The sequence below is a fragment of the Succinimonas amylolytica DSM 2873 genome (assembly GCF_000378405.1).
In the GTDB taxonomy this organism is placed as follows: Bacteria; Pseudomonadota; Gammaproteobacteria; order Enterobacterales; family Succinivibrionaceae; genus Succinimonas; species Succinimonas amylolytica.
In genome coordinates this window covers 157,245-170,998 of sequence record NZ_KB899637.1, presented here as the reverse complement: position 1 = coordinate 170,998, position 13,754 = coordinate 157,245, and the positions used below count along the sequence as shown (strand labels likewise).

Sequence of the window (13,754 nt, the reverse complement as noted above, 5' to 3'; positions counted from 1 at the left end):
TTGACCTGGAAGATTACCTTGAATTTCTGTTCAGATATATGGGTATTCACAGAGACGAACTGAAAGATGAATCGCTGTCTGATGAAAGAAGAAATGCTATTCTTGAGCAGGCTATGCCGTGGAAATTTAAGAAGGCCTAAAGTACTGACTTTAGACCTAATACCCTTCTTCATTAACACGGCTTTCCATAGCTCTCATTGCGGCTATGGGACTTTCCGCCTGTCATGATCACCATCACAACAGCAATAATAACAACAACGATGATGACGACCAGCTGGCCGTCGAGGTTCAGGTGCTGGACGGCGCACTCAATGGCGCTCTCGTTTTTGCGGATCTGAACCGCAATTTCGAGCTGGACCGCGAGGAACCCTATACCTACACTGACGAAAACGGCAAGGCTACCCTGAAGATTCTCAATTCCAGTCTGAAGGATCCCTCTGGCAATACCGTTAACAGCTTCAAGATGATTGCCCAGGCAGAAAAGGGCGATCCGGATCTGATTTACGGATCCGAGACTCCGCTGACTACCCCCGTTGTCATGGCCCGTGAGATATTCCCCGGCAGTATTGACGGACTCATCGCCCTGTCTCCCTTCACCACGCTGACCGACATGATGGTGTTCCCGGATGCGCTTTCCAGCCTCACTCCCGAAACCTACCAGGCAATGCTGACTGACATTGCCACTGCCGCCGGAGCCGGAAATGCCGGAGTTGCCGGAGGCTTTAACGATGCCATTACAAATGAAAACCTGCACGCTCTGATAGCCGCCGAGCTTCTGGTCAGAAGCGGCCTTATCCCCGGAAGTCTCAAGGATCTTGCTGCTGTCTACAATGGTTCCGTGGTCGGCAATTCCCCGCTGGAAACAGCAGCCTCCATAAAGGATGATGCAAACACGATGGTCACCGAGCTGGAGGAAAATGCCCAAAAGGAAGACCGGGATATAACCGGCGACGATGTGGTGAAGGCACTTACCGGTTACAATCCGGGCGGAGATACCCCTGATCCTGATTCGGGTTCTGACACCGATCCAGATTCCGGTTCTGACACCGATCCAGATTCCGGTTCTGATACCGATCCAGATTCCGGTTCTGATACCGATCCAGATTCTGGTTCCGGTTCTGATTCCGATTCTGAAACCAGTATGTTTGATGCCCGTCTGATTATGGGAGGCTATGTACCGGAAGTCCAGGTATGCTAGGATGCCAATGCCAATAATACCTGCGACAAAGGTGATAGCAGTGTTTCCACTGACGAAAACGGACTCTTCAGTCTCAGCTTTACCGCGGAGCAGGCAAAACAGATTGCCAGCGCCGGCTACCTGGATCTCGTTACCCTCATTCCGGCCGGCAGCACCGATATTGTGCTTGGGGCTCCGGGAACCGTTACAGAAGATGTGGCGGTAAGTACCCGTGTTTATGCTCCTAATCTCCGTAATTCCAAGGATGCTGTCGGTTCCTATACCAACGTAAATATCTTTGAGGCCCTGACTGCGCTGACCTTCGGTACCGATGATAATCTTTCCGCAGCCGGGTTCAGCGATCGTCTGGACAGTGTTGCCCTTGCTCTCGGACTTAATCCGAAAACCGTGCGCAGCGATTACAACAATGTTAAAAAGCCTACCCTGGAGAACATTCGTGCGGTGATTTCCGGCGAACTGCTCCAGAAGTACGGTATCATGCCCGGAAGCTTTAAGGCTCTTCAGAATCAGAGGAAGACCCCGGTGGATCTCGCTACTCTCCTGGCAAATCTTGAGCGCATCAAGGCCATTGTTGACCCGATTGTGGCATCTCTGGCCGAACAGATTGCCGGCGTAAAGGATCCCACTGAAATCATCCGTGAAATGGTGGATTCGTCGAAGTATCTGGACGCTGCCTTTGTAAGTCTGGCTTCCGGCAACGGCGACAACTTCATGTGCGGCGTTACCGGTGCCGGTACAGTGAAGTGCTGGGGCCAAGGCTCCTGGGGCAACCTGGGTAACGGCACCTGGTATGAGGATGCTCTCAGCAAGAATGGCCAGGATGCCGCCACGCAGTCAGAAACCGCCGCTGCCACGGATCCCGCCACTCTCCCCGGTATGTACACGCATGAGCCGCAGACAGTAACCAGGGCTGACGGCACTCCGCTTACCGGTGTTGCCATGGTTGAGACCGGCCTCCGGTATGCCTGTGCCGTGACGGTGACCGGTGAGGTCTGGTGCTGGGGTGATAATTCTCTCGGTCAGCTGGGCCAGGGCAGTGATTCCATTGATCTGGAACGTCCCGCAGTTCCGGTGGCCTCTCAGGTTATTAAGGGCCGGCAGAACGGTGATGGCAAGTACTTTGCCAATGCCGTGAATCTCTATCTGGCCAATGATACCGCCTGTGCCCGTACCGCGGATAACGAGCTTTACTGCTGGGGTGACAACACCGTGATGCAGACCGGCGACAGGAGACCTGACGATGAGGTCACGGAACCGTACAAGGCTCTTATTGATTCCGAGTCCGTTTCTGCCGAGGACATGGCTATTGCCGCTGTGCCGCATCCGGTGCTGGTAATGGATCATGTGGTGGATGTTTCTGCCGGCGATGATTCCTTCTATGCCGTAACTGACGGAAAGGAGGCCGATACTGAATCTCAGATGATTAATGATGAAGAGAGGCTGTACGCTCTATTGGGCTGGGGACCTTTCCGGCGCAGCAACCTCTACGGCTGGGGTGCGGATCCGGCCTCTCTGAGAACTGACGTATCTGATCTCCTGCCCCGGAACGAGTCCGGACAGGTGGATTACAAGGAAGCCGAGGATTTCAGACAGCGGTACAACCTCATTACTCATCTGAATAACCAGTGGGGGGATAGGTATCATCAAACTCCGGAGCCCATGGATGGTGATGGCTGGACCTGCTACGGCGAAGATGGCAAGAAGTATACCAGTCCTGACGATATCAGGCTGATTGCCGATGCCCACTATAACAGCGAGCAGACCGATCCGGACGCCAACTACAAGAATACCTATAACAATAAGGACCAGCTTGAAAACACTCATTTCGGAAAGCAGTGGCTTGTTCCAACTATGAAGTTAACATCCCCTCGTCCTGTTATAGTTACGACTGTTAAGCTTAACTTTTCTGGTAAGAAGAATATCGGAGGTGCGATGGGTACTTACATGACCGCGGCGCCAGAAAGTCTTTACAAGTCGCTTTGTGATGATAAGACCCAAAACTGTTATTTAGATAAATTCCGTTTCACGGGTGTTCATGTGGGGCATATCTATGACCGCTTCCCCATCGGTGCTCTGCAGCTTACCCCTGATGCTGTAGGGAACCGTGATGCTGTGGTAACCGTCAGCTTTGAGGATAGTTCCGGCGCTACCCGCTTTGTGACTCTGAAGCAGGGCTTTACAAAGAAGATGCTTACGTGTACCAAAACTGTTGGCAATACAGGACAGGACTCGGAAGTGAAGCGGGATGTTGTTATTAGGAAGGCCGTGCCGGCTCTTTACTATCCTAATAACTACAATTCCGGTGCTGAGGGCGGCATGGTGCTTAAGGACTGCAGGCATCCTAACGAGAAGGGCAGTTCCTGGGGCGATGAATGTGCTGATGCCACGAAGATAAAGGGCTTCCTGCCGTCTCAGGACAAGGCCAGAGAGGTAACCCGGACGGTCAGCGGTGAGGAGGTGAAGGTTTCCGAGGAGCCTCAGGTCGGTCATCCCAAGAAGGGCGAGTATACCCTCCAGAAGATGAGCCCCAAGGACGCCAAGAAGATCTGTGCCGAGCACTATGACAAGAAGAAGGACTATGAGGGCTATCTCAAGTGCCAGCTGGCTCTGCGCGGCAGTGTCAAGTACCAGGGCTATAACCCGTTCGGTCAGGCCGGAAAGGCTCCCTCTAAGGTGAACGCAAATGCAGCTCCCCAGGCTGTGGGCGTTACACAGTATCCGGAGGGCAGCTATGCCGCCTACGAAAGCGCCTGGAGCTACATCATAAATGACCTCAACCTCCAAAGACTGGAATACGAGAGCGATGATGTCAGGGAACAGGAGACCGCACGTCTTACCGAGGAGCTCCGGAAATATATGGGTACCTACAATAATGGCTATATGTGGGCTACTAAGGGTTGCGGCGGTTCGGCTGTCGTGGACAACTACTGGCTTGTAGGCCTGGGAAATAACTTCTCGTGTAAAATGACCCAGGGCGGGATTTCCACCGGAAATGCCCTTGTTAACTCGGTGCTTCTCAATACTGCCTTCTATGACGCGACTCCGGAAGACAAGTACAAGGATTTCTCCGGCATGGAACCTGGAGATCTGCCTGCGAACCGTATTGCCGGAAGCTCCACTATCTGTGCTGATGCCAAGGTATGCCCGGAGATTGTCTATGACGCTGATGATGAAGACAGCGGTGAAGGAAGGGAGTAAGGCCGACACAGGAAGTAATGACCGCACGGTATTCCGTTATGCGGGGCCGGCTTCGGGAGCCTGAGGCTCCGGAGTCCGGTCTCCGGATTGGCGGATAGTCTGATACCAGCTTTGAGTGAAGGGGAAGATGCGAAGTCTTCCTCTTTTTTTTGTGTCCGGGATTTATCCGGATACGGGGCCGCGCCGGGGAAAGGAAACTTCTGGCTCAGGAGACTGTCAGAAGGGACAGGGAAGTACCAGGACCTCCGGCAGATGATATGAAAAGCAGATCTGCGGGAAACTTTCCTGACCTGAAGGAGCTCCCCGGAAAGGGTGGCCGGAGTTTTCAGGATGAGGGCTGACAGGAAAGGGCTTTTGCACGGTTCGGGAGCTGTCAGGAGCAGCCAGCTTCTTCCGGGGCCGGGATTTTTCGGGGACATGAAATGTTGATACCGGAGAAGATTTTCTGAAAACTTCTGCAGGACGGACAAAAAAAGAGGAAGCCTCCACTCCCTCCTTCGGGTGTTATTTCCGGATGGCCTGAAGGCTAGTCCAGCTTCGGGATTCTCAGGGTCTCGCCCGGGTAAATCCTGTCCGGATCCTTCAGCATGGGCTTATTGGCCTCAAAGATGACGGTGTATTTAGCCCCATTACCCTTGCCGTAATGGCTTTCGGCGATCTTCCAGAGGGTATCTCCCTTCTGAACGGTGTAGAACACGGATTCGTCAGCAGTGTTTTCGACGGCTACTGCCCCGGTATCCACCTCGGCGACACCCACCTGGTTCCCCACGGCGAGAGCAGCCTTTTCGAGGGTTTCCTGATCCCTGACATTGCCTCTGAGGACTGCCTTTTCGCCGTCCATCTCCACGGTAAGGCCGCTGGTTTCCAGTCCCAGGGCGTCCATGTTTTCTTTAAGATCGGCAGCCTGGCTTTCCGGCTTCTTGCCGCCGAAGAGTCTTTCGCCGACTCCCTTTACAAATGATATAAGTCCCATGTTTTTCACTCCTTGTGGTTACGGACCTCCGTAATTGTAGTACCGGAATCCGGGAAGGTCATGCCTAGCGGGGGTATTCTGACTGCTGACGCACATTTGTCCCCGGCGGGAAGGCCGGAGTCCCGGGGAAGCGTTCGCACCGCGCATGCTTTTTGGAAAAAAAACGGAACGGGAGTACCGGAGCTGATTCTCCTATGCTGTGCGGAGTCAGGAAGGGAGTCCCCTGAAGATCTTTCTGAGAAGATATTTATGATAGCCTTTTCAGAAGGCGTTTTTTGAAATGCCCCGCCGCAAATGTGATAAAATCATCCCGGAATTTTGAGATGGGATTACTAGATGAAAATTTTTACTCCGGCGCTTCTTTTTTCCGGCATGGCTCTTTCCTCCGCTACCAGTGCGGTGCAGGTTTATCATGATGAGAACGGCACGGATCTCTCCGTGTTCGGCAGAATTGAAGCCAGATACATGGACAAGAGCTCCCGGCTTTCTCACAATGGCGGGCTTGAGGGGCGGAGCCGCCTGGGAATTTCCGCATCCAGCAAGATTGCCTCCGGCGTCAAGGCGGTGGCCTTCGGAGAGTGGGAGGTGGCCTCCGAAACCTCTCAGAACGGCAAGTGGGATACCCGCTATGCCTACACCGGCTTTGATTTCAGTCAGTACGGCACCCTGGTGTTCGGGCAGGGCGATTCCGCCCGGTATATTCTGGCCGGCTATACCGATGTCTTTGAGGATGTCGGTTTTCATGCACAGAGCTATTCCATGCTAGGCGGCCGTCAGGAAGGGCAGGTGATGTACGTGGCGGCGGTAGGCGGCTATACGCTGGCGGCCTCCATGCAGACTCCCGTCAGCGGCATGGGACAGTATTTTGATCATGACAAGATGGTCTGGCAGGATCTGGACGTTAAATTCGGCTATGCCGCCGCTCTGACCTACAACTGGACCGACGGACTTCTGGACGGGCTGGCCTTCGGTGTCAGCTATGACTGGTATGATCTGGAGCACAGCGAGTCCGGGGATCGGCATGATTTCGGGATCGGTATTTCCTACGGGCATCTCGGGGACGGCTTTTATACCGCAGTGCAGTATTCCAAGGAAAAGTTCAAGCAGGAGGCTCATCACTCCACCGGCTGGGAAGGGGTAGGCGGCTATACCTTTGAATCCGGTTTTGGCTTTATGCTGGGTATCGGCTATCAGGGTTATCACCTGGACCGGGCAGAAAACTCCTACATATCAGGACAGCTGTCCTATGACTTCTGTCCGGCGCTCCGTCTTTACGGCGAGGGCGAGCTGGGCCTGGGAAGACTGGACTATCAGGTAAAGAATACCAGCCAGCACAGTAAATACGAAATCGGACTTATGTACGTGTTCTGAGGCGTTTCTTCAGAACCGGTAAGGTTAAACAGGTTTCCGAGCATTCCGGAGGACTCTTGCGGGTTTTCCGGTTTTTTTTGTCACCGTGGGGAATTCCCGGGTCTTTCTGTGCGTCATGAGGGCCCGGTTCAGAAATAACCTCTAGAGAGCCGGTCTCTTTCGGAAGAGAGAGGCAGCAGGGAATTCAGGTCGCATGCACACTGCTGTAACGGCCTTCAGGTATTCATCCAGTATAGTCTGAAGAGCCCGCAGGGAGGGACTTTTTTTAGGGCGGGAACTCCTCAAAGTTTCCGGAATCATGCGAATTCAGCGATTACTTAGCCCATCTTTCAGTCATTCACAATTCCCGCCACCCTAAGCCCCCAGTTCCCCGGAAGAGAGCATATTCCGGGTTTTCGGCCTTCTTGTGTGAGCCGTAACGGAGTTACGGGAGACTCTGAGAGCAGAGAAAGCCTCCTTGGTGCGGTGTTGTGTGAAAATTACGCCCTTATGCGACTACCTCCGCGGAAATTTAGTGCCACCCCTTTCCACACCATCATGACAGTTTATTCTTCAAATTCCTGATCACTATAAACTAGACTGATCCCATAAATTTAGCAGTAAGTCTGACAGGTTGAAAACATGCCAGAACTTCCTGCCAGAGCAGATTTAGGGAGTAGTTTATTTAAGATCTGGTACAAAAAGTTTAAACAAATGATGATAAAAAGACAGTATTTTGATGAATGACCTGTTCACGGATCAAGTATCAGACAATAGTTTAATTATTTGCTGAGACCAGTTAAATTACTAACATATAAACAGCACTGATATTTATTCACAGGAAGTTCTGTCCCATATTACGGATAAAAATTCGGTGCCGTGCTAAAATGACAGCCGATGATGTGGAGTTCGGGGAGATTAAAGTTATGGGAATCATTCTGAATCCGACCATAGAAAACAGCTTTGTAAGTCTTGCCAACAGAAAAGACAGGTATTTGTTTGTTGATAAATCTGATTTTATTGAAATAACCAATAAAAGACTAAATGAAGACGACCGTTTTATGGCTGTAACCCGTCCCCGCAGATTCGGCAAAACCGTAACGGCTCATATGCTTTTAGCCTATTATTCAAAAGGATATGCTGGGCATAAGATTTTTGACGATTTGAAAATTTCAAATAAGGCCAGCTTCACAGAGCACCTCAATAAATACGATGTCATCTATATCGATATGAATTTTATCTGCGGTATGTACAAAGGTTATACAAAGAAGAGTAATAAAGTTTCGGGAGTTGAAACTCTGGTTGATTATTTAGAATATTCTGTTATTAAAGACCTCAGAGAACGTAAAGACTTTTTACAATGCTTTGAAAAGCATCAGGTAGAAAACACGGGACTTCTTGAAGCTCTGTCAAATCTGCGAAATGACTTAAATACCCAGTTTATATTTATTATGGACGAATGGGATTTGGTTTACCGAGATTATCGTGACGCTACTCAACTGCAGGAAGATTTTATCGATCTTCTCCGTAATCTGTTTAAATCTGATGGTGGTAAAGCTTGCTTTGCGTTGGCTTATCTCACCGGTATTCTGCCAATCAAAAAATACAACTCTCAGTCTGCACTCAATGGCTTTGATGAATATAACATGCTCTTTCCGGGGGAGTATGCACCTTACTTTGGTTTTACGGAAGATGAAGTAGCCGACATTGTAAAATCACCAAACTGTAAAGTTTCACATCAGAATTTAAAGTAATGGTACGAGGGCTACAAAATAAAGGGAGTTGATATCTACAATCCTAACTCCGTATGCAAAGCTGTCAGCCGAAACGAATGTATCAGCTATTGGAGTAAGATGTCATCCAACGAAGAAGTTGTTCGCCTGATTAATATGGATTTTGACGGCATAAAAAAAGACATCATGAATTTAATCGAAGGCGCAAGAGTACAGTTTGACTGTGGTAATTTTCAGAACGATATGGTCAACATAGAGGAAAAAGATGATGTATTCAGCCTTCTGGTATGTCTGGGATATTTAGGATGTTCTGCTGTAGCTGAAGGTGAGGATGAAGATCTAAAACTGGCCTATGTTCCAAACAAAGAAATCAAAAGGGCATTAATGGGAATCATCAGAAAGCAGGAATGGTACGAACGAATGGAGACCATAAAACGTTCAGATAATCTGCTTAAAGCCATATTGGAACTCGATGGAACAACCGCTGCCACGCTGATTCAGGATGTTCATAATTCTCCTGCAGTAACACTCCTTGATTACAATGACGAAGAATCACTTACATGCTGTGTGATGACAGGCCTTTTGTGGTCAACTCTTGGGAAATATATTTCCCGCAGAGAAGAACAGGCAGGCAAAGGCAGAGCAGATCTTATATATGAACCTGCAATTAAGGGGGTAACACCGCTTATTCTGATTGAGTTTAAATATGACGGTTCTGCTGAAGAAGCCATTGCCCAGATTAAAACTCAGGAATATTTCAAACGCTATGCCGGACAATACCGGAATATCATTATTGTCGGAATCAATTACAGCACTAAGACCAAAGATCATCAGTGCCTGATTGAAAAACTCGATTAAACACTTCAGTCAAACCGACATTGGTCAGTAATTTTTGGAATTATATTTTCCCCTTAAATCTGGTAATGGCTTCAGGTTCCTTATTTTTCATGCTATCTAAGAGCTCATAGTAGAAATTCTGGTAAGTTCGTGGCTGAGAGTACCTAACCCATTCATCACCAGGTGTCACTATGATTTTGCAAAGAGACTCGTCATTCCTGATATCATGAATGTCTGAGTTGTATCTAAAAACACAGAATCACCTGCGAGTTATCGACGTACTGCTTCAGTCTTCTTAGAGTCGTTGTGGCCAGCGTAAATCTGTGCCCAGGAGCGGGCATGCTTACATTATTTTCCTTCGCCGTCTTTTCAGCGGGGAAAAGAAATCCGAAAAAACACTGACCAATCTCGGAAGGGCCTGATTTTCTTGTCATCGCCACCCGTCAAAAATTCTCCACAGATGTCTGCAAAAAAAAGAGCCGTTTCCGGCTCTTCCTTCTTCCTATTGTCAGACCTTTCTCAACACCTCAGGCCTGACATCCTGCTACTAATCAGCAAGCTCAGTATTTACCAGTCTGGGATCTGTTCCCGGCCCAAAATTCGCGCCTCTTCTGCCGATGTAGTTATTATTGTAAGGCCCGCTTGCAGGTCCGCCAGTATTGGCACCCCATTCCCAGCGTTTGTAGTAGGGGTCAATGTTAAAGGTCTCACTGACATCATAGTCAACCTTGGAATTGCTGTGACTGTCATAGATGTAGATCCAGGCATCAGCAACATCGTTGTAGCTGACCCCTTTCTGCACATCATCTTTCGGAGCCTGTCCCATCTGACCAAAGATATCGGAGCCCCAGCAGTACAGACGGGTGGCCCCGCCGGCCTTTTCAGCAGGAGCAACAATACACTTGGAGTGCTTGCCCATGGAGGGAGAGAACAGATAAGCAGGCAGACTCTCGTAATTGGTCATGTAATACGGGTCACCTGACTGATCAAGCCAGCTGCCGCTGACCCCGGGATAGGCACTGCCGTAATGGCTCTCGCCAGAAGTCATTTCAAACAGCCACCCGGTAGAATTGGCAAGATAATACCGGCTTGCGGCGCTAGGATCGGATATAACAAGACCGTCAGTTCTGATCCCGGTTTTGGCAGACTGGGTTTTATGGAAGGATCCTTCGGAGATCAGCGGGAGGGAAATGAAAGCCAAATCCGTTCCCTCTGAAGTCCATACCGGAGTATTAACTGAACCGCTGCCTATCTGGTTATTCTGATTCCCAACCCAGTACCACTGTTCAGACAGGGAGCCTTCAATGCTGACATTGCGGGAAACAAACAGAGCCGAGTCATAGGCATCTATGCTGATTCTGCTTCCTGCATAAACCAGATTGTGGGAAACCACACCATACAGATTCACGCTGAACTGAGAGCCTACAGTGCCGTCGTGCTCATCAGGATTGCCTTCACTGATAACTCCCACACAGTCGCTGTATTTGGCATTGAGGCGGCATTCATCCAGTAATGTATCGTATTTATCATATTTGTTCACAAACTCTGCATGATCTACAAACGGAACTGGCAGATAATTCTGGTAGGCAGACTTACCCTCTCCCACAAGCACCGGGTAGTTGTAGCAGTTTACACCGCTATCTTTTTTGGTCGGATCAGAATCCCAGAAAGCACAGTTGGCTGTGGCTGGGGATTTGAAAAAGGTCTCCGAGCCGACAAATTCCAGATACTTTGCATCCTTTACTGCCGTTACAGGAGCGCTGAACAGCGGATGGTAATCGCCGTCACTGTCCAGAATATGACGATCTTTCAGAGCCAGACCTGCATTATGGTAGCCATCACCCAGAGTATGGCCGTCCTGAACCCAGTATTTCGCATAGTCTTTGGCGATTTCCGGAGTCATGTACTGACGCCAGTTGTGGGTAACCAGACCGTGAGAATCATTGCCCCAGCAGTATATGGTATTTTTGTCATCCCCCTCCGAGGTGGTCGTAGCACAGTAAGCCCAGGCTCCGGCCGTTACACTCCCGACTGACGCAACGGTATCAGGGAACGCAACCTCCACAGGATAGGGAACAGCCTTCAGAGTGACGCTCTGAGGAAGCGGGTCGCCAAACTGATCGGTTATAGTAGCGAATGCCGAGGTCTCATCGTCATCAAGATCCCGTCCCAGCTGCTTGGACGTGTTGTCTCCCCAGCAGAGCAATTTGGAAATCTGCTGGTACTCATTGCCGCTGCCGGCAACCGGAGGTTCTTTCAGTACAGAGGCACATACCGAGTTGTTGGAAATTGCCAGATATTCGGCATTGTTCAGGTATTCGCTGTCGCCGTTACCGTTTCTGGCATTCAGAACCTGAACTGCGGCAGGCTCAACGGCAGAGAATTCACCGTTGCCCAGCTGGCCGTACTTGTTAGATCCCCAGCAGTAAACTTCGCCGCCGAAGGTCACGGCACAGGCAAACTTGCTGCCGGTCTCCACGGACAGAACGTTGTTCAGCGGAGTACCGTCCTCTTTCCTGACGGTAACCATCTTCCAGCTGTAAAGATCCTTAACAGAGGCGCCGTCCTCATAGAGATTGCCGTCGGGATCCGTAAAGTACTTCGGATCGCCCAGGTTGCCCCAGGAGTTGTTGCCCCAGCAAAGCACCCGGTGGTTTTCATTAACACCGCATCTGAAGTCTTCGCCCCGGCCGGAAGACAGCTGCACGAAGGATTTCTCCATTACATTGCTGAGATTTGCCTGGTAATCGCTGAAGCTGAAGCTGTCGTCCTTGCTCTTATCCATGATTTCGGCAACAGCCACATCAAGGCGTTCATTGATTAGTGTCAGTTCCTTCATGACTCCGTCAGCATTGAGTCCGGCGCTTCCTTTCTTCAGAACCTTGGCAGATGACGGTGTCATGCCCATTCCGATGATGAGTTCGTCCGCCAGCAGGGCCTTGAGCTTATTTTTGCCAAGAGCTGCCGGAGTATCTGCGCCTTCAAGGTAATCACTTCCGAGCACATTTCCTTCAATACCAAGGCTCTTGGCTATCAGGGCCATCAGCGCCTGGTAGGCCTTCTGTGTCATTTCCTCGTCTCCCGCAGCGGTGTCGGCGAGGGTGGAGAAAGGCGTTATCCGGGATATGAATTCATCGCAGAGCCTGTCTTCGCAGATGATGTCTGCAGCATCGCTCTTGTAGGTCTTCGGACTGTAGGTACGGGAAGTCAGTATCAGATCCTGTGTCAGTTCAGATGTGGACCAGGGCAGATGGCTTTTCGCACCCTTGCCGGCACTGGCAATCAGTCTTATACCGCCATTTGCACGCAGTTTGCTCAGAAGATCTGCGGGAATGCTGATATTGGCATATCCCGTGGCATCTGTTTTCCCGGAAGGCTCATTGTCATCACAGGCGCGGTTGCCGTTCAAGTCAACACAGACAGCGGCTCCGTCCACGTAGCCTGCAATAACCTGAACTGTCAGATTTTCAGTAGCGGTGTCAGTGCCGGTGTCAGTACCGGTGTCAGTACCGGTGTCAGTACCGGTGTCAGTGCCGGTGTCAGTACCGGTGTCAGTACCGGTGTCAGTACCGGTGTCAGTACCGGTGTCAGTACCGGTGTCAGTGCCGGTGTCAGTGCCGGTGTCAGTACCGGTGTCAGTACCGGTGTCGGTATCCGGATCGGAATCAGGCTTAAGCCTGGCAGCTTCTTCCAGAGCCTTTACAGCTTCTGAAAAAATATCTGTTTCCGGAGTGCTTTCCTCAATGATCTTTGCGATTTTTTCTTTAGCTGCAGCTACATTCTTCCGATATGCCGAGATTTGTGAAATAACTGCTTCCAGTGTGAATTTTTTGTCAGCGGCGCCTTCCTTCAAGTCATCGATGCTGTCAGGCAGAAGGCCGTTTCTAACCAGAATTTCAGCGGCAATTTCAGGCAGAAGAGCACTGATCTCCTCCTTTGAAAGCTTGGTAATGTCCTTGTTGCCGTACATCTTGCCTAGAGTTCCCTTCGGAATTCCAAAAAGGTCACCCAGATCATCGATATTGGATTCATAGACTTCCTTCGAGAGTTCGCCGGAGCCGGTGGCTTCATGAGCTGTGGATACGAAGGTTGAGAAGGGCGATAGCATAGCGTTTTCGATCTTGCCGTCTTTAATGAAGGCATAGCCGGAGAAAAACAGATCCTTCTTAAAATCAAGCCCCTGTTTCTGACCGAAGAGATGGTTGGTAGCAGCCCCCTTGTTTGCCGCAAAAATTAACTTAAGCCTGCTGCGGTCACTGCCGTCATCATTCTTGAGAGCAGACTTTTTAACCTCAAATTGAGCCTTGCCCTCGTAATCGGTACAGGCCCGGGGTTCCCCTTCATCCTGCTGGAAGTTAGGGATCTGATCGATCCAGCCGCAGGCATTCTCCAGCGCGCCGTCAACTACCTGCACATCAAAGTAAACGGAATCATCCTCGGCATTTTGATTGTTATTGTTGCTGCT

Annotated in this window: 7 protein-coding genes; 5 read left to right on the top strand and 2 right to left on the bottom strand. The window is 50.3% G+C overall.

From position 1 onward, the window contains the following. The first annotated feature begins 205 nt into the window (after window positions 1-205). Both F557_RS19585 and F557_RS0110155 read left to right on the top strand, forming a co-directional pair. Entirely contained in the window at window positions 206-1,198 is a 993-nt protein-coding gene (locus F557_RS19585; RefSeq protein ID WP_019002117.1) for a hypothetical protein, read from the top strand. A 195-nt stretch (window positions 1,199-1,393) separates the two neighbouring features. Beyond that, window positions 1,394-4,396 (top strand): RCC1 domain-containing protein, encoded by a 3,003-nt coding sequence (locus tag F557_RS0110155; RefSeq protein ID WP_157617842.1) that lies wholly within the window; start codon window positions 1,394-1,396, stop codon window positions 4,394-4,396. 526 nt (window positions 4,397-4,922) lie between these two features. Here the strand turns inward: F557_RS0110155 and lysM are convergent. Then, window positions 4,923-5,369: a peptidoglycan-binding protein LysM gene (gene lysM / locus F557_RS0110140; RefSeq protein ID WP_019002114.1), complete on the bottom strand. Its 447-nt coding sequence runs from the start codon at window positions 5,367-5,369 to the stop codon at window positions 4,923-4,925. Between the two features lie 336 nt (window positions 5,370-5,705). On the opposite strand from lysM, the gene F557_RS0110130 reads away from it, so the two are divergent. The 3 genes from F557_RS0110130 to F557_RS23275 all read left to right on the top strand — a co-directional run bounded on the left by F557_RS0110130 (window position 5,706) and on the right by F557_RS23275 (window position 9,310). After that, on the top strand, window positions 5,706-6,740 hold the full coding sequence (locus tag F557_RS0110130) for a porin (protein WP_019002112.1): 1,035 nt from the start codon (window positions 5,706-5,708) through the stop codon (window positions 6,738-6,740). An 866-nt stretch (window positions 6,741-7,606) separates the two neighbouring features. Beyond that, window positions 7,607-8,473 carry an AAA family ATPase gene (locus F557_RS23280; protein ID WP_019002110.1) on the top strand — a complete coding sequence of 289 codons (867 nt, stop codon included), beginning with the start codon at window positions 7,607-7,609 and terminating at the stop codon, window positions 8,471-8,473. Window positions 8,474-8,572: 99 nt separating this feature from the next. Further along, window positions 8,573-9,310, top strand: a complete 738-nt coding sequence (locus F557_RS23275) for a PD-(D/E)XK nuclease domain-containing protein (protein ID WP_019002109.1) — start codon at window positions 8,573-8,575, stop codon at window positions 9,308-9,310. Window positions 9,311-9,836: 526 nt separating this feature from the next. Here F557_RS23275 and F557_RS0110105 read toward each other — a convergent pair. Further along, on the bottom strand, window positions 9,837-13,754 hold a 3,918-nt coding region (locus tag F557_RS0110105), incomplete at its 5' end, for an RCC1 domain-containing protein (RefSeq protein ID WP_026297867.1).